13 protein-coding genes are annotated in these 16,700 nt (G+C 72.1%); 6 read left to right on the top strand and 7 right to left on the bottom strand.

All coding sequences use genetic code 11. From position 1 onward, the window contains the following. Positions 1-226 precede the first annotated feature (226 nt). Entirely contained in the window at positions 227-1,453 is a 1,227-nt protein-coding gene (locus ACIBL4_RS12475; RefSeq protein ID WP_399409055.1) for an ROK family protein, read from the bottom strand. 121 nt (positions 1,454-1,574) lie between these two features. Between ACIBL4_RS12475 and ACIBL4_RS12470 the strand changes: the two genes are divergently transcribed. The 3 genes from ACIBL4_RS12470 to ACIBL4_RS12460 all read left to right on the top strand — a co-directional run bounded on the left by ACIBL4_RS12470 (position 1,575) and on the right by ACIBL4_RS12460 (position 6,866). After that, positions 1,575-2,987 (top strand): MGH1-like glycoside hydrolase domain-containing protein, encoded by a 1,413-nt coding sequence (locus ACIBL4_RS12470; protein ID WP_399409053.1) that lies wholly within the window; start codon positions 1,575-1,577, stop codon positions 2,985-2,987. After that, entirely contained in the window at positions 2,984-4,921 is a 1,938-nt protein-coding gene (locus ACIBL4_RS12465) for a glycogen debranching N-terminal domain-containing protein (protein WP_399409051.1), read from the top strand. The genes ACIBL4_RS12470 and ACIBL4_RS12465 overlap by 4 nt, the downstream gene beginning before the upstream one ends. Positions 4,922-5,075: 154 nt before the next feature. Further along, positions 5,076-6,866 carry a CDP-alcohol phosphatidyltransferase gene (locus ACIBL4_RS12460; RefSeq protein WP_399409049.1) on the top strand — a complete coding sequence of 597 codons (1,791 nt, stop codon included), beginning with the start codon at positions 5,076-5,078 and terminating at the stop codon, positions 6,864-6,866. A 104-nt stretch (positions 6,867-6,970) separates the two neighbouring features. On the opposite strand, the gene dusB is transcribed toward ACIBL4_RS12460, so the two are convergent. Continuing rightward, the gene (gene dusB, locus ACIBL4_RS12455) at positions 6,971-8,104 is read right to left on the bottom strand and encodes a tRNA dihydrouridine synthase DusB (RefSeq protein ID WP_399409047.1); all 1,134 of its coding nucleotides are present in this window, start codon (positions 8,102-8,104) and stop codon (positions 6,971-6,973) included. Between the two features lie 78 nt (positions 8,105-8,182). On the opposite strand from dusB, the gene ACIBL4_RS12450 reads away from it, so the two are divergent. Continuing rightward, on the top strand, positions 8,183-9,634 hold the full coding sequence (locus ACIBL4_RS12450; protein WP_399409045.1) for an MFS transporter: 1,452 nt from the start codon (positions 8,183-8,185) through the stop codon (positions 9,632-9,634). Here ACIBL4_RS12450 and ACIBL4_RS12445 read toward each other — a convergent pair. Next, on the bottom strand, positions 9,631-10,572 hold the full coding sequence (locus ACIBL4_RS12445) for a helix-turn-helix domain-containing protein (RefSeq protein WP_399409043.1): 942 nt from the start codon (positions 10,570-10,572) through the stop codon (positions 9,631-9,633). The genes ACIBL4_RS12450 and ACIBL4_RS12445 overlap by 4 nt on opposite strands. Before the next feature lie 101 nt (positions 10,573-10,673). Here ACIBL4_RS12445 and ACIBL4_RS12440 point away from each other — a divergent pair, with 101 nt between their 5' ends. Continuing rightward, positions 10,674-12,107, top strand: coding sequence for an MFS transporter (locus ACIBL4_RS12440; protein WP_399409041.1), 1,434 nt, complete (start codon positions 10,674-10,676; stop codon positions 12,105-12,107). 116 nt (positions 12,108-12,223) lie between these two features. Then, positions 12,224-12,430 (top strand): hypothetical protein, encoded by a 207-nt coding sequence (locus tag ACIBL4_RS12435; protein WP_399409039.1) that lies wholly within the window; start codon positions 12,224-12,226, stop codon positions 12,428-12,430. A gap of 47 nt (positions 12,431-12,477) precedes the next feature. Here ACIBL4_RS12435 and ACIBL4_RS12430 read toward each other — a convergent pair whose 3' ends face one another. From ACIBL4_RS12430 to ACIBL4_RS12415, 4 genes are all read right to left on the bottom strand, one after another. Further along, on the bottom strand, positions 12,478-13,335 hold the full coding sequence (locus tag ACIBL4_RS12430) for a GNAT family N-acetyltransferase (RefSeq protein ID WP_399409037.1): 858 nt from the start codon (positions 13,333-13,335) through the stop codon (positions 12,478-12,480). Positions 13,336-13,438: 103 nt separating this feature from the next. Further along, positions 13,439-14,026 carry a TetR family transcriptional regulator gene (locus ACIBL4_RS12425; RefSeq protein WP_399409035.1) on the bottom strand — a complete coding sequence of 196 codons (588 nt, stop codon included), beginning with the start codon at positions 14,024-14,026 and terminating at the stop codon, positions 13,439-13,441. Positions 14,027-14,051: 25 nt separating this feature from the next. Continuing rightward, on the bottom strand, positions 14,052-15,056 hold the full coding sequence (locus ACIBL4_RS12420) for an aldo/keto reductase (protein WP_399409033.1): 1,005 nt from the start codon (positions 15,054-15,056) through the stop codon (positions 14,052-14,054). Between the two features lie 142 nt (positions 15,057-15,198). Then, on the bottom strand, positions 15,199-16,581 hold the full coding sequence (locus tag ACIBL4_RS12415) for a glycine--tRNA ligase (RefSeq protein ID WP_399409031.1): 1,383 nt from the start codon (positions 16,579-16,581) through the stop codon (positions 15,199-15,201). Positions 16,582-16,700 lie beyond the last annotated feature (119 nt).

Below are 16,700 nucleotides of genomic sequence, written 5' to 3'. Positions count from 1 at the left end.
CGAACCTCCGCTGAGCCTACAGGGCGCTCATGTGAGCGGTGTTCGGCACGCTTGATTTCGCTCGATGAACGATCAAAGGGTGGCACTCAGTGCCACACTTTGGAGAAGTGCAGCCGCTCAAGATCCGCTCATCTGAGCACAACCCTTATCAAGGGTGGCGAGAATCACGCTGCCACAGCCGACGAGATTTCACCATGCGGACGCGTCTCGGGCCGAAATGTCCCGGTCACACCCCGAGCGCGCGCAGCCGCTCCTCGACCCGCTCGGGGGCGTAGAGGTGCTCCACGACCATCGCCCCGGCTCCCACCAGCCCGGACCGCTCGCCGAGCCGTGCCGTCACGACGTCCAGGTGGGCGGTGGAGCGGGGCAGCGCCCGCTGGTAGAGCAGCTCGCGCACGCCCGTGAGGAACGGGGTTCCGGCCAGATCCCCGGCGATCATCAGCACCCCGGGGTTGAGCAGCGTCACCACGGTCGCCAGCACGTCCCCGACCCGGCGCCCGGCCTCCCGGGCGAGGCCGACCGCGTCGGGATGGCCGGAGGCCAGCAAATCCCGCACGTCCGAGCCGGAGGCCGCCGGCACCCCGGCCTCCGCCAGCCGCCGCGCCACCGCGCCACCGCTCGCGATGGCGGCCAGACAGCCGTAGGAACCGCACCGGCACAGCGTCTGGGCGCCCTCCGGCACCCGGATGTGCCCGATGTCCCCGGCGCCCCCGTCGATGCCCCGGAACACCGCGCCGTCCACCACGACCCCGGCGCCGATGCCGGTGGAGACCTTGACCAGTACGAAGGCGGAGCAGTCGGGATAGCCGGTGCGCTGTTCGCCGTACGCCATGAGGTTGGCGTCGTTGTCCACCAGCACCGGCACCTCGGCGGCGCCCGTGTGCTCGGTCAGCGCCCGGGCCAGCCGGCTCCTTATGTCGTAGCCGTCCCAGCCGGGCATCATCGGCGGCTGGACGACGCGGCCGGTCTCGGTGTCGACCGGGCCGGGCACGGCGAGCCCGACCCCGCACACCGACTCGGCCCCGCGGCCGGTCTTCTCCAGCAGCTCGCCGAACCAGCGGCCGAGTTCGCCCAGCACGGCGTCCGGCCCGTCCTCGACGACGAGGGTGCCGGAGTGCTCGGCCAGGATCTCGCCGCTCAGCGACAGCACGGCCGCCCGCGCGTGCCGGGTGTCGAGGTCGGCGGCCAGGACCACCGCGTGCTCGTCGTCGAACTCCAGGGTGATGGAGGGGCGCCCGCCCAGCGGGGAGTCCACCGGCCCCCCGGCGCCCTCGCGCAGCCAGCCGGCGCGGAAGAGCCGGTCCAGCCGCTGCCCGACCGTGGCCCGGGACAAACCGGTCGCCCGCTGGAGCGCACCCCGGGTCACGGCCCGGCGACTGCGCACCAGTTCGAGCAGTTCGCCGGCGCTCCCCTGGCCGGCACCTCGTCCCGTCCTGACGGGCCGTCCGGTCATGCACACCCCCTTGTGTTTCTCAACCTTGCCTTACATAGTGGGTTTTGCGTGTTAAATAGACGTAACCCCACGGTAGCCGCAGCCGAACCTGTCGGCCGGACGTCTTCCCGGAGAGCCCCCAGTGGACAGCACCGCCCAACGCGCCCTTCGTCCCACGGGACGAACCATTGCATACGATCCGTCCAGCGCCGCGTCGCCCTTGCACGTCAGGGCAGCCGCCGTGCTGGAGGCCGGCTGGACGGGCACGTCCACAGTGCCCTCGCGCGGTCTGTATCCGCACCAGTGGTCCTGGGACTCGGCGTTCATCGCCATCGGCCTGCGGCACGTGTCGCCGTTACGGGCACAGACGGAACTGGAGACGCTGCTGGCCGCCCAGTGGGCGGACGGGCGGATCCCGCACATCGTCTTCAACCCCTCCGTCCCGCTCGACGCGTACTTCCCGAGCCCCGACTTCTGGCGCTCCTCGACCGCCGGACGCGCCGCGGGCGCCCCGCGCACCGTACAGACCTCCGGGATCGTGCAGCCACCGGTCCACGCGCTGGCCGCGTGGCTGGTGCACCTCGCCGACCCCGGTCTGTCCCGGTCACGCGGGTTCCTCACCCGGGTGTATCCGCGGCTCGCGGCCTGGCACCGGTATCTGCTGCACCGGCGCGACCTGGGCGGGGGCGGACTGGTGTCCGTCGTGCACCCCTGGGAACAGGGTATGGACAACAGCCCCTGCTGGGACCGCCCGCTCTCCCGGGTCACTCCGGCCCCGGCCCGCTCCTTCCGCCGCGCCGACCTCGACCACGGCTCCCCCGAGGACCGGCCGACGGATCTGGACTACGGGCGGTACGTGCGACTGGCGAGCGACTACCGGGACCGGGGGTACTCCGACGGACCGGGCGACTTCGCCGTGGAGGACCCGGCGTTCAACGCCCTGCTCATCGCCTCCGAGTACGCCCTGGCCCGGATCGCCCGCGAACTGGGTGCGGCGGCCTCGGCCCGGCAGGACCGCGCCGAGCGGCTCACCACCGCCCTGGTGGAGCGGCTGTGGGAGCCGACTGCGGGGATGTTCCTGTGCCGGGACGTGCGCGCCGGGGAGCTGATCCCCGAGCGCGGTGTCTCCGGGCTGGTCCCGCTGCTGCTGCCCAGCCTGCCGCGCGACCTCGCGGCCGGCCTGATGCGCACCCTGTGCGGCCCGCACTTCGGGCTCGGCGGCACGACCCGGCTGGTGCCCAGCTACGACCTGCTCGGCGAGGCCTTCGACCCGCACCGCTACTGGCGCGGCCCGGCCTGGTTCAACACCAGCTGGCTGCTGGAGCGCGGGCTGCGACTGCACGGCGAGCGCGGCCGGGCCGACGCCCTGCGCAGGGGGATCCTGCACACCGCCGGCGCCTCCGACTTCGCGGAGTACGTGGACCCGCACACCGGACAGGCCTGCGGCGCCACCGGCTTCGGCTGGACCGCCGCGCTCACGCTCGACCTGCTGCACGACCGGCCCGCAGGGGACAGGAACGGCGTCACGGCGATCAAGGGAGGGCACCGGGGATGACGGACCGGCATCATCTGCTCGTGCACGGCGGGACGTTCGCCGCCGTCGGCGACCGCGGCGACATCAGCGGCTACCGGGGCGGCAGCGCCCCGGACGGAATGTTCGTACAGGACGCGCGGCACCTGAGCCGGTGGCAGCTCACCGTCGACGGGGCCGTGCCCGAGACGCTGACGCCCGTGGCCGACGGGGACACCGCGCGCTGTGTCCTCGTCCCGCGCGGCGGGCGCAACGAGCCGCCCGCGTACACGCTCTTCCGCGAACAGGCCGTCGGCGACGCCTCGTTCGTGGAGGCGGTGCGGGTCACCAGCAACCGCCCGGTGCCGACGACGGTCCGCCTCGCGGTCACCGCCGACGCCGACTTCACCGACCAGTTCGAGCTGCGCTCCGACCACCGCACCTACACGAAGGCGGGCGCCGTCCGCTCCCGCCAGGTCCTCGGGCACGGAGTCGAGTTCAGCTACCGGCGCGGCGAGTGGCACTCCGTCACGACCGTGACGACCGAGCCCCAGCCGGACGCCGTGGAGGAGACCGGCACCGGGGCCCGCCGCCTGGTGTGGACCCTGGACCTCGAACCGCACGGCACGGCCGAGCTGGTCCTGCGCGTCATGGCCCGCCCGCACGGCGACAGGCGCGCCCTGCGCGTGCCCCGCTCCCCCGCCGCCCTGAAGGAGCAACTCCTGGCCCAAGAGGGCCGGTTCACGGAGGGCGTGGCCCTGCCGGCCGGCTGGCCTGAGCTGTCCGCGGCCTGCGCCCGGGGCCTCGCCGACCTGGCCGCGCTCCAGGTCCCGGCGAAGGGCCCGGACGGCGAGGAGCTGCGCGTGCCGGCCGCCGGTGCGCCCTGGTTCCTCACCCTGCTGGGCCGGGACGCCCTGCTGACCTCGCTGTTCGCCCTGCCCTACCGGCCCCGGCTGGCCGCCGCCACGCTGCCCGCGCTGGCCGCGACCCAGGCCACGGACACCGGTGTCAGCGAGGTCGCCCAGCCCGGCAAGATCGTGCACGAGGTGCGGTTCGGCGAACTGGCGCACTTCGGCCAGGTCCCCTACGCCCGCTACTACGGCTCGGTCGACGCCACGCCCCTGTTCCTCGTCCTGCTCGGGGCGTACACCGAGCAGACCGGCGACCCGGGCCTGGCCCGCCGTCTGGAGCCGCATGCCCGGGCGGCGGTCGGCTGGATGCTCGACCACGGCGGCCTGACCTCGCGCGGGTACCTCGTCTACCGCGCCGATCAGGGCGGCCTCGCCAACCAGAACTGGAAGGACTCCCCCGGCGCCATCTGCTCCGCCGAGGGCACCCGTCCCAACGGCCCGGTGACGGCCGCGGGCGCCCAGGGCTACGCGTACGACGCGCTGCGCCGCACGGCGTGGCTCGCGCGCACGGTGTGGCAGGACGCGACGTACGCGGACCTGCTGGAGCAGGCGGCCGGTGACCTGCGCGACCGTTTCCAGCGGGACTTCTGGATGCCGGAGCACTCCTTCCCGGCGCTCGCCCTCGACGGCCGGGGCCGGCAGGTCGACGCGCTCGCCTCCGACGCCGGGCATCTGCTGTGGTCGGGCCTGCTGGACAAGGAGTACGGCGAACAGGTCGGCCGGCGCCTGCTGGAGCCGGACTTCTTCTCCGGCTGGGGCGTGCGCACCCTGGCCGCCGGGCAGCCCGCCTACCACCCGCTCTCCTACCACCGCGGCTCGGTCTGGCCGCACGACAACGCGCTGATCGCACTGGGCCTGGCCCGCTACGGACTGCACGACGAGGCCCGCGCGATCGCCCGCGGCCTGGTCGACGCGGCGAGCGTGACCGGCCACCGGCTGCCGGAGGTCCTCGCGGGCTACGGCCGCGACACCCATCCCGAGCCGGTGCCGTACCCGCACGCCTGCGTCCGCGAATCCCGCTCGGCATCGGCCCCGTTGGCCCTGCTCACGGCGGTCGGAGGCGCCTGAGCACCGGGTTGGCCGGGCGTTTGCCCGGAGTTTGCCGAGCGCTGGCCCGGTGGGCTGAACACAGCTGCCGGGCGCCCCGTACGGAACTGCGGCGGACCCGTCCCCCCACGCGGGTCCGCCACCTCGCCGCGTTCCGCACGGGAAGGACCTCCGGGTGCCTGTCTTCACACGCTTCAGCCGGTCGCCGCAGCCGGGCATCCCAGGGGCCGAGGCCGAGACGGAGCGTGACGAGAGGGCGGAGGTCCTCGCAGAGGAGGTGGGGACCCCCGGGTCCGGATCCCGCCTCGCCCGCCTCCGCACCTGGCGCACCCGTCACCCCCGGGCCGCCCGTGCCCTCCGCCTGACCACCACCACCGTCGCGGCCGTCCTGGTCCTCGGGGCCCTGCTCCTGCCCAACACCCTCCCGGCCGTCGAGCCCGACCGCTTCTTGCGGATCCCGGCGGAGGCGGTCGTCGGGGCCGTCGTCATGCTGGCGCTGCCGCGCCGCCCCCGGCTGGCGGCGGCGGTGCTGTACGGGCTCGGCCTCACGGCGCTGACCACGGTGAACCTGCTCGACATGGGGTTCAACGAGTACCTGGGCCGGGGCTTCAACGCCGCGCTGGACTGGGACCTGCTGCCGGACGCGCAGGCCTACGTCGAGGACACGCTGGGCGGGGGCGTCGCGACCGCCGCAGCCGTCGGCGCGGTCGTGCTCGTCCTGCTCGTGGCGGCCGTCATGGTCGCGGCGACGATCCGGCTCGCCGACGTGCTGGCCCGCCACCGGCCCCGGGCGACCAAGGGCGCCCTGCTCGCCGGCACCGCCTGGGTCACCTGCTCCGCGCTCGGCCTGACACTGTTCGGCGGTCCGATCGCCTCCGAACGCGGGGCCGGGGCCCTGCGGGTGCACGCGCAGCGGACGGTGGAGTCGCTGCGCGACGAGGCGGCGTTCATGAAGCAGTCGAAGGCGGACACCTTCGGCAACACCCCTCCCGGCCAGCTCCTGCCCGACCTGCGCGGCAAGGACGTGATCTTCACGTTCATCGAGAGCTACGGCCGCAGCGCCGTCGAGGACCCGGTCATGGCACCCGGCGTCGACCGCACCCTCGACACGAGCACCGAGGCCCTGGCGAAGGCCGGTTTCCACGCCCGCAGCGGCTGGCTGACCTCGGCGACCTACGGCGGCAGCAGCTGGCTCGGCCACTCCACGACCATGTCCGGCCTGTGGATCGACAACCAGCGCCGCTACCGCACGGTCACCGCGGGTGACCACCTCACCCTCACCAAGGCGTTCCAGAAGACCGGCGCCTGGGACACGGTCGGTGTGATGCCGGGCGTGCAGAAGGGCTGGCCGGAGGAGAAGTGGTACGGCCTCGGCAAGCTCTACGACGCCTTCGACCTGGGTTACCGGGGCCCGAAGTTCAGCTGGTCGACGATGCCCGACCAGTACGCGCTGGAGGCGTTCCAGCGCCGGGTGCACGGAAAGAAGCGCGACAAGCCGCTGATGTCGTTCGTCATCCTGACCTCCAGCCACCAGCCCTGGGCGCCCCTTCCCGAGATGGTCGGCTGGGACGAACTCGGCGACGGCTCGGTCTTCGACGCGATCCAGAAGGCGGGCGAAAAAGCGTCGGACGTCATCACCGACACCACCAAGTCCCGGCAGGAGTACGGCAAGTCCATCCAGTACTCGGTCACCAGCCTCACCCAGTGGCTGGAGCGCTACGGCACCGACGACACCGTCCTGGTCTTCCTCGGCGACCACCAGCCCATCGCCCGGGTCAGCGGCGACCGCGCGAGCCGGGACGTGCCGGTGTCGATCGTCGCGAAGGACCCGAAGGTCCTCGACAAGGTCGCCGGCTGGAACTGGACGGAAGGCCTCAAGCCGGACCGCGACGCCCCCGTCTGGAAGATGAGCGCGTTCCGCGACCGCTTCCTCACGGCGTTCGGCTCCACACCGCACCCCTCCTAGGGGGTGTCCGCAAAGTCCCGTCGTCCGCCCGGAGGGCGGGCCCTGCGGTGTCCGGTGCGTGCTCTGGGGGCAGGCGGGACTTTGCGGCCACCCCCAAGGGCTGATCAGCCGCCGGAGGTGTCCAGCTCCGCGTCCTCGCTGATGCCCGCGCAGTCGTACGGGTCCTTCAGCCAGCCGTCCGGCAGCACCACCCGGTTGTTGCCGGACGTACGGCCGCGGGGGCCGTCGGCGCCGGCGGGCCAGGGCTGGTCGAGGTCCAGCTCGTCGAGGCCGGCCCGCAGTTCCTCGAGCGACGAGGTGATGGCGAGCCGCTTGCGCATCTCGGAGCCGACCGCGAAGCCCTTCAGATACCAGGCGACGTGCTTGCGGAAGTCGATCACGCCCCGCGACTCGTCCCCGATCCACTCGCCGAGCAGGGTGGCGTGCCGGACCATGACGTCGGCGACTTCCCTGAGGGTGGGCCGTGCGATGTCCTGAGAGCGCCCCTCGAAAGCCGCGACGAGGTCCGCGAACAGCCAGGGCCGCCCGAGGCACCCGCGCCCCACGACCACCCCGTCACAGCCGGTCTCCCGCACCATCCGCAGGGCGTCCTCGGCCGACCAGATGTCGCCGTTGCCGAGCACGGGGATCTCCGGCACGTGCTCCTTCAGCCGGGCGATGGCGTCCCAGTCGGCGGTGCCGCCGTAGTGCTGGGCGGCGGTGCGGCCGTGCAGCGCGATGGCGGTGACGCCCTCCTCGACGGCGATCCGGCCGGCGTCGAGGAAGGTGATGTGGTCGTCGTCGATGCCCTTGCGCATCTTCATCGTCACGGGCAGGTCGCCGGAGCCGCTGACGGCCTCGCGCAGGATGGCCCGCAGCAGGTTCCGCTTGTACGGGAGCGCGGAGCCGCCGCCCTTGCGGGTCACCTTCGGCACCGGGCAGCCGAAGTTCAGGTCGATGTGGTCGGCGAGGTCCTCCTCCGCGATCATGCGGACGGCCTTGCCGACGGTCGCCGGATCCACGCCGTACAGCTGGATGGACCGGGGGCGCTCACTCGCGTCGAAGTGAATGAGCTGCATCGTCTTCTCGTTGCGCTCGACCAGCGCCCTGGTGGTGATCATCTCGCTGACGAACAGGCCCTTGCCACCACTGAACTCCCGGCACAGCGTGCGGAAGGGCGCGTTGGTGATCCCGGCCATGGGGGCCAGGACGACGGGGGGCTGGACGGTGTGCGGACCGATCTGAAGGGGCGTGGACATTCCTCCATTGTGCCGTGCAATGAGTTGGCAAAAGTCATTAGTTAGCCACACTATCGAAATCGGCGTACGATGACGTCCATGCCCGAGCTCAGCCCCCGCCGCCGCATGCTGGTGCTCGCGATCTGCTGTATGAGCCTGCTGATCGTGAGCCTGGACAACACGGTCCTGAACGTGGCCCTGCCGTCGATGCAACAGGACCTGCACGCGAGCACTTCCGGCCTCCAGTGGACGATCGACGCCTACACCCTGGTCCTGGCCTCGCTGCTGATGCTCGCCGGCTCCACGGCCGACCGGATCGGCCGCAAGCGCGTCTTCATGGCGGGCCTGGTCGTCTTCACCCTCGGCTCGGTCCTGTGCTCCCTCGCGCCGAACCTCGAAGCGCTGGTCGTCTTCCGGATGGTGCAGGCCGTGGGCGGCTCGATGCTGAACCCGGTCGCCATGTCGATCATCACCAACACCTTCACCGACCCTCGCGAGCGGGCCCGGGCCATCGGCGCGTGGGGCGCGGTCGTCGGCATATCGATGGCCGCCGGCCCGCTGGTCGGGGGCCTCCTGGTCGAGTCGGTCGGCTGGCGCTCGATCTTCTGGATCAACCTGCCGGTGGGCCTGGCGGCACTGCTCCTCACCCTGCGCTTCGTCCCCGAGTCCCGGGCCCCCAAGGCCCGCCGCCCGGACCCGGTCGGGCAGCTCCTGGTGATCGCGCTGTTCGGCACGCTCACCTACGCGATCATCGAGGCGCCGAGCACGCCGCTCGCCTCGATCGCCCCGTTGGCCGTCGTCGCCCTGGCCGCGCTGGGCGGCCTGCTGTGGTACGAACCACGCCGCGCGCAGCCGCTGATCGACCCGCGCTTCTTCCGTTCGGCGCCGTTCAGCGGGGCCACGGTCATCGCGATCAGCGCGTTCGCCGCACTCGGCGGCTTCCTGTTCCTGTCCACGCTGTACCTGCAGAACGTCCGCGGTCTCAACGCCCTGGAGGCGGGCCTGTGGATGCTCCCGATGGCGGTCCCGACGTTCCTGTGCGCCCCGCTCTCCGGCCGCCTCGTCGGCAGTCGGGGTCCGCGTCTGCCCCTGCTGATCGCGGGCTGCGCGATGACGGTGAGCGGCATCCTCTTCGCGGTGTTCGAGGCCGAGACCTCGAACACCACCCTCTTCGCCGGGTACGTCCTGTTCGGCATCGGCTTCGGTTTCGTCAACGCGCCGATCACCAACACGGCGGTCTCCGGCATGCCCCGCGCCCAGGCGGGTGTCGCCGCGGCCGTCGCCTCCACGAGCCGCCAGCTCGGCCAGACGCTCGGGGTCGCCGTGGTGGGCGCGGTGCTCGCCTCCGGCGTGGGCGCGTCCACGTACCGCGCGATGTTCGTGCCGGCCGCGCGGCCGGGCTGGTGGATCATCGCGGGGTGCGGGTTCGCGGTGCTGGTGCTGGGGGCGGTGAGCAGTGGGCGCTGGGCTCGAGGGACCGCCGAGCGGACGGCCGAGAGGCTGGAGGCGGCGGAGGTGCGGGATGTCGTGCCGGCTGCGGAGCGTGCCTAGCCGCGGGTGGGTTGTGGCCGGCCGCGCAGTTCCCCGCGCCCCTGAAGGCCGGTTTCCCTGCTCAGCGCTATGGCTTGCAGCCTCTCCAGGCGCTCTCGTGAGTCCTGGTCCGCCGGTACGTAGGTGACGATCCGCGGGCCCGTCCCCGGCGTCAGCCAGAAGTCCGTGTGGTCGACGGTGATGCGGCCGACGTGGCGGTTGAGGAACTCCTTGCGCTTGGTGCGGTGGGCGACGACCTCGTGGCGGTCCCAGGCCGTGCGGAAGGCGGGGGACTCCGTGCGCAGTCGCTTCAGGAGCATCGTCCAGGCGGGCTCGGCGAGATGGCCGGCCATCGCGGCCCGGAAGCGCGCGGCCATCAGCCGCTGCGTCTCCTCCAGGTGCACGATCGACGACTGCCACTCGGCGTGCGTGTAGGACAGGACCATGCAGTTGCGGTCCTCGGGCGGCACCGCGTCCAGGTCGCACAGCAGCAGCCCGTACGTGCGGTTGTGGGCGAGGATGTCGTACCGGCTGTTCTGCAGGCACGCCGGGAACGGCTCGACCTGCTCCAGCACCGCCCGCATCGCCGGAGTGACCGACGGGCACGTGGTCGCCGGTGTCGGGTCGGCGGCCCCGGCCAGCCGGAAGAGGTGGGCGCGCTCGCTGGGGTCGAGCAGCAGCGCGCGGGCCAGCGCGTCGAGGACCTGGACGGAGACCTGGATGTCCCGGGCCTGCTCCAGCCACGTGTACCAGGTGACGCCCACGGCGGAGAGCTGGGCGACCTCCTCGCGGCGCAGCCCCGGCGTCCGGCGCCGGCGTCCGCGGGGCAGGCCGACCTGCTCGGGGGCGATCCGCTCCCGGCGGCTGCGCAGGAACGACGCCAGCTCCTGCCGCCGGACGTCCGCGTCAGCGTGGGCCTCGGGCGGGTGGGCTGCCGTCTCCTGCGCCATGGTCGTCATACCCTTCAGCCTGCCGCCGCCCGGACCCTGTTTCCAGGTGGTGCTACTACCAGGATAAGGACACTCTGGTACCAGTCTGTGCGCCGTCGGAGGCTGTTGACGTGACCACGGAATCCCTCACTTCACGTCCCGTCCGCTCCCCCGCCGCCGCGGCTCCCGTGCTCGGCGGGCTCGGACTGTTCACGGTGCTGCTGGCCGCGGCACTCCCGCTCATCGACTTCTTCATCGTGAACGTCGCCCTGCCCACCATCGGCGCCGACCTCGCCGCGAGCGAGTCGGTCCTCGAACTCGTCGTCGCCGGGTACGGGGTGTCGTACGCGGTCCTGCTGGTCCTCGGCGGCCGGCTCGGTGACCTGTTCGGCCGGCGGCGGCTGTTCCTCGTCGGCATGGCGGCCTTCGGGCTGACCTCGCTGGCGTGCGGGCTGGCGCCGGGCGCCTGGTCGCTGGTCGCGGCCCGGGTCGCCCAGGGCGCGTCGGCCGCCGCGATGCTGCCGCAGGTGCTGGCCACCATCCAGGCGACCACGACCGGCCCCCGGCGGGCCAAGGCCATGGGCCTGTACGGCGCGACCGCCGGGCTGTCCATGGTGGCCGGGCAGATCCTCGGCGGGGTCCTGGTGGCCGCCGACATCGCGGGGACCGGCTGGCGGTCGGTGTTCCTCGTCAACGTGCCGGTCGTCCTCACCGGGCTGGTCCTGGCCGCCCGCGCGGTCCCCGAGACCCGCTCCACGCGCCCGGAGCCGGTCGACGTCCCGGGCACGGTCCTGCTGGCGGCCTCGCTCCTCACGCTGCTCGTCCCGCTCACCGAGGGCCGGGCGGCGGGCTGGCCGCTGTGGACCTGGCTGTCGCTGGCGGCTTTCCCGTTCGCGGCGGCGGCGTTCTACGTCGTGGAGCGGCGGGCCGACCGGGAGGGCCGTACGCCGCTGGTCCCGCCGAGCCTGTTCGCGCTCACCTCCCTGCGCCGCGGGCTGCTGCTGGTGCTGCCCTTCTCCATCGGCTTCAGCGGCTTCATGTTCGTGATCGCGGTGGCGTTGCAGCAGGGCGCCGGACTCGACCCGGTCGCCGCGGGCTTGGCGCTCGCGCCGCTGGCGGTGGTGTTCTTCGTGTTCTCGCTGCTGGGCCCGCGGCTGGTCACCCGATACGGCACGCGGGTGGTGACGGCGGGCGCCGCGCTCCAGGGGCTGGGCCTGGCGCTGATGGCGCTGGCCGCCTGGCGCTTCTGGCCGCACCTCGGCTTCGTCGAGCTGCTCCCGGGGGCGGCGGTCGCAGGCGCGGGCCAGGCGCTGCAACTCCCTGTCATCTACCGGGTCATCCTCTCGGAGGTGCCGGCCGCCCGCGCCGGTGTCGGCAGCGGCGTGATGATCACCACTCAGCAGTCGGCGCTGGCACTCGGGGTGGCGACCCTGGGCACGCTGTTCCTGTCCCTGGTCCCGGGGATGGGCATGCGGGACGCCCTGGTCACGACGCTGCTGGTGCAGCTCGCCGGTGTGGTGCTGACCGGCCTGCTGAGTCTCCGGCTGCCGCGCACGGTCGCTTGAGCTATCTCACGGCCTGATAACTCGCATCTGGGAAAACCCTGTTGATGTTGGTCTTGCAGCACACTCCTTGCTGCGAGCGGACCGGATCCGCCGGATTCCTGGACGCGGGAGGCGTCATGGCGCAAAGCGACACCGGCAAGGTCAGCCGCTGGGACCAGCACGGCCGGGAACATGTGGTGCGGGTGCGGCGCACGGGCGTGCAGCGCACGATCAGATGCGACACCTGCGGCTGGCGCAGAGGCGCCCAGTTCCTGCCCTGGCTCAAGGCCGAGGAGCACCTGGCGGAGGCCCACCAGGCGACGGTGGACCCGACGGCGGCGTGAACGGCCGGACGGGTCCTGTACGGACAGGCCCTTTTTCGGGCCAGGCCCTAGTAGAGGATCGAGGGCAGGTACGCCCCGTCGGGCTGGTTGTACAGGCCGATGGTCATCAGGCTCATCAGCTGCACGACCTTGAGGCCGTTGGACAGGCACCACCTCAGCAGCACGCTGTCGCTCGCGGGGACGAGGATGCCCGGGCCGGCGAACTGCGGTGCCGCCGCGATCAGGGCCTGGAGGTCCGGGGTGGTCTCGCCGACGGCGTGCGCGAAGAAGGCCAGGTCGGTGGCGTACCCGGTGACGCGTCCCGCGCGCTCGACGACCCGGGCGGTGCCCTGTTTGAGCCCGTCGGCGACCTCGCCGCCCCGGTCGACGCCGTGGACCTGCCGGCACACCTCGTTGCAGGCGCCGAGGTCCGCGTCTGTGGCCTCCCGCACGGTGTAGCCGGGCAGGGCACGCCCGATCGGCGGGCCCTGGACGCAGGCGACCGTGGCCCGGTGGGCGAAGCCCAGGCTGACGTACAGCGAGAACGACCTGTTGTGGTAGCCGCTCTGCAGCAGCCGGATGCCCGGCGCCCCGCGCTCGTCGGCCCGCCGCATCACGTCCAGCATCAGGCGGCGGCCCACGCCCGCGTTCTGCACGCCGGGGTCGACGGTGATGGGCCCGACCCCGACGACGGCCGAGCGTTCGTCGAGGAAGTTGCTGCCCACGATCCGCCCGTCGAGCTCGGCGACGACACTGTAGAAACCCGGGTGCGTCAGGGCTCCCTCGATCACCGCCACACCCACGTCGGGGCTCGGGAAGTCGGGTGGGAACGCGTGCTCCGCGGCGATGCCCGCGAAGGCCTCGTAGCAGATCCTTCCGCACTCCGCGGCATCGTCCGCGGTGCCCGGGCGCAGTACGAGATCCATGACCGCCATCTCCTTCTCAGCGCCCCCGCGCGGCGACCCACGCCTCCCTTCCCATCCTGTGCCTCAGCCCGGCGAGGCGCACCCGGTGGGTACGGCGATGCCTCTAGGGCCGCAGGCCTCGCACCAGCAGGTCGACGAGCGAGGCGAAGTCGGCCTCGCTCCCGGGCTGTTCCCACTCCCGCGCGTAGCAGGGGTCGTGGAAGCGCCCCGTCGCCTGGAAGACCGCGCGGGCCGTGGCCTCCGGGTCGGTGGCGGCGAAGTGGCCGGTCTCGACTCCGGCCTGGATGATGCGGGTCAGCTGGGACGTCAGGTCGGCGATGTGCTCACCGACCGCCGCGCCGTTCTCGTCCGTGAGGACCGTGTACGTGGCGAACAGCTCCGGGTCGCCGCCCGCCTTGCGGCGCTTCGCGGCGAACAGCGCGGCGAGCCAGTCCCGCAGCCGGGTCTCCGGGTCGCCGTCCCCCGCGGCGATGCCCGAGAGCTCCCCGGACGTGCGGTCCAGCCAGCGCTTGGTGACGGCCTCGCGCAGCGCCGCCTTGGTGCGGAAGTGACGGTAGACGCTGCCGTGGCTGACGCCGAGCGCGCGGGCCACGTCCACCACGGTGGCCTTGGCCGGGCCGTGGCGGCGCAGCACCTCCTCGGTCGCCTCGAGGATGCGCTCGGCGGTCAGGATCTCGCTGGTCGGTGCCATGCCCTGACCGTACCGGGAGCCGGCTTCAGCTCTCGAGGTGTGCCATCTGGGCCGCCGGGTAGCGGTCGCCTGCGGCGGCGCCGGGCGGTACGGCCTCCTCGATCGCGGCCAGGTCGGCCGCGTCCAGCGTGACGTCCAGCGCGCCCAGTGCCTCCGTGAGCCGGTCGCGGCGGCGGGCCCCGACCAGGGGAACGATGTCCTCACCGCGGGACAGCACCCAGGCGATGGCGATCTGCGCGACGCTGACGCCCTTCTGCTCGGCGATCTTCCGCAGCGCCTCGACGAGGTTCAGGTTGTGCCGGAGGTTGTCCCCCTGGAAGCGCGGCGACATCGCCCGGAAGTCGCCGGCACCGAGCTGCCGGTCGGCGGTGAAGTGGCCGGAGATCAGTCCCCGGGAGAGCACGCCGTACGCCGTGACGCCGATGCCCAGTTCGCGCGTGGTGGGGAGGATCTCGTCCTCGATGCCGCGCGAGATCAGGGAGTACTCGATCTGGAGGTCGGAGATCGGCGCGGTGGCGGCGGCCCGCCGGATCGTCTCGGCGCCTACCTCGCTGAGGCCGATGTGCCGCACGTACCCCTTCTCGACCAGTTCCGCGATCGCGCCGACCGTCTCCTCGATCGGCACGTCGGGGTCGAGGCGGGCGATGCGGTAGACGTCGATGTGGTCGACGCCGAGCCGCTGGAGGGAGTACGCGGCGAAGTTCTTGACGGCGGCGGGCCGGCCGTCGTAGCGGGACCAGCCGCCGTCCGGGTCGCGCAGGGCGCCGAACTTCACGCTGACCAGGGCCTGTTCACGCCGGGCGGCGGGGGCCGCGCGCAGGGCCTCGCCGATCAGCATCTCGTTGTGGCCCATGCCGTAGAAGTCGCCGGTGTCCAGCAGGGTGACGCCCGCTTCGAGCGCCGCGTGGATGGTCGCGACGGACTCGGCCCGGTCCGCCTCGCCGTACAGCGCGGACATGCCCATGCAGCCGAGACCGAGGGCGGAGACCTGGGGGCCGGTGGTTCCGAGGGTTCGGGTTCGCATCGTCATGACGTCCACTGTGCCATGACAGCTGACAGATTTCAATATCTGTCATTCGATATTTGTCAGCCCCGCGCAGCCCCGCCGCAAACGCACCGGTGCCGGGTTCCTCCGCGGAGGAACCCGGCACCGGTGTGTGGACGAAAAGCGATCAGCAGCCGACCAGGCGGGCCGCCAGGTAGCCCTCGATCTGGTCGAGGGAGACGCGCTCCTGCTTCATCGAGTCACGCTCACGGACGGTGACCGCGTTGTCCTCCAGGGTGTCGAAGTCGACGGTCACGCAGAACGGCGTGCCGATCTCGTCCTGGCGGCGGTAGCGGCGGCCGATGGCGCCGGCGTCGTCGAACTCGATGTTCCAGTGCTGGCGCAGCGCCTGGGCGAGGCCCTTGGCCTTCGGGGACAGCTCCGGGTTCCGGGACAGCGGCAGCACCGCGACCTTCACCGGGGACAGGCGCGGGTCGAGGCGCAGCACCGTGCGCTTCTCCATCTTGCCCTTGGCGTTGGGCGCCTCGTCCTCGATGTAGGCGTCCAGGAGGAACGCCAGCATCGCGCGGCCGACACCGGCCGCGGGCTCGATGACGTACGGGGTCCAGCGCTCACCGGCCTCCTGGTCGAAGTAGGTGAGGTCCTGGCCGGAGGCCTTGGAGTGGGCGCCGAGGTCGTAGTCGGTGCGGTTGGCGACGCCTTCGAGCTCACCCCACTCGCTGCCGCCGAACTGGAAGCGGTACTCGATGTCGGCGGTGCGCTTGGAGTAGTGGGAGAGCTTCTCCTTCGGGTGCTCGTACCACCGCATGTTCTCCTCGCGCAGGCCGAGACCGGTGTACCAGTTCCAGCGCTGCTCCATCCAGTACTCCTGCCACTTCTCGTCCTCGCCCGGCTTGACGAAGAACTCCATCTCCATCTGCTCGAACTCGCGGGTGCGGAAGATGAAGTTGCCGGGCGTGATCTCGTTGCGGAAGGACTTGCCCATCTGGGCGATGCCGAACGGCGGCTTGCGGCGCGAGGTGGTCTGCACCTGGGAGAAGTTGGTGAAGATGCCCTGCGCGGTCTCGGGCCGCAGGTAGGCGATGGAGCCGGAGTCCTGGGTCGGGCCGAGGTGCGTGGACAGCAGGCCCGAGAACTGCTTGGGCTCGGTGAACTGGCCCTTGTTGCCGCAGTTGGGGCAGTTGACGTCGGCCAGGCCGTTCTCCGGCAGGCGGTTGTGCTTGGCCTCGTAGGCCTCCTCCAGGTGGTCCGCGCGGAACCGCTTGTGGCAGGAGGTGCACTCGGTCAGCGGGTCCGTGAAGGTGGCGACGTGGCCGGAGGCGACCCAGACCTCGGGGGCCAGGATCACGGACGAGTCGATACCGACGACGTCCTCGCGCGACGTCACCATGTAGCGCCACCACTGGCGCTTGAGGTTCTCCTTGAGCTCGACACCCAGGGGGCCGTAGTCCCAAGCGGCGCGCTGACCGCCGTAGATCTCACTACAGGGGAATACGAAGCCACGGCGCTTGCTCAGGCTGACGATGGTGTCGATCTTGTCGGCGGCCACGGTGCTCTCTTCATTACGACGACGGGCGACGAAGCGAGTTGCTTCCAGCGAATGCTTCAGGTTACCGGCGGGGGCGCCCCCTCAATCAAATCGCTCCCCCTTCCGCGACCGCCAGACCC

This window comes from Streptomyces sp. NPDC050416 (genome assembly GCF_044458845.1).
Taxonomy (GTDB): domain Bacteria; phylum Actinomycetota; class Actinomycetes; order Streptomycetales; family Streptomycetaceae; genus Streptomyces.
This window is presented reverse-complemented; position numbering and strand designations above follow the sequence as displayed.

Bases quoted from the DNA above. Each gene is read 5' to 3' on its own strand.
- ACIBL4_RS12475 (WP_399409055.1), bottom strand. From the start codon at position 1,453: ATGACCGGACGGCCCGTCAGGACGGGACGAGGTGCCGGCCAGGGGAGC.
- ACIBL4_RS12465 (WP_399409051.1), top strand. From the start codon at position 2,984: ATGACGGACCGGCATCATCTGCTCGTGCACGGCGGGACGTTCGCCGCC.
- dusB (WP_399409047.1), bottom strand. From the start codon at position 8,104: ATGTCCACGCCCCTTCAGATCGGTCCGCACACCGTCCAGCCCCCCGTC.
- ACIBL4_RS12450 (WP_399409045.1), top strand. From the start codon at position 8,183: ATGCCCGAGCTCAGCCCCCGCCGCCGCATGCTGGTGCTCGCGATCTGC.
- ACIBL4_RS12445 (WP_399409043.1), bottom strand. From the start codon at position 10,572: ATGACGACCATGGCGCAGGAGACGGCAGCCCACCCGCCCGAGGCCCAC.
- ACIBL4_RS12435 (WP_399409039.1), top strand. From the start codon at position 12,224: ATGGCGCAAAGCGACACCGGCAAGGTCAGCCGCTGGGACCAGCACGGC.
- ACIBL4_RS12430 (WP_399409037.1), bottom strand. From the start codon at position 13,335: ATGGATCTCGTACTGCGCCCGGGCACCGCGGACGATGCCGCGGAGTGC.
- ACIBL4_RS12425 (WP_399409035.1), bottom strand. From the start codon at position 14,026: ATGGCACCGACCAGCGAGATCCTGACCGCCGAGCGCATCCTCGAGGCG.
- ACIBL4_RS12420 (WP_399409033.1), bottom strand. From the start codon at position 15,056: ATGACGATGCGAACCCGAACCCTCGGAACCACCGGCCCCCAGGTCTCC.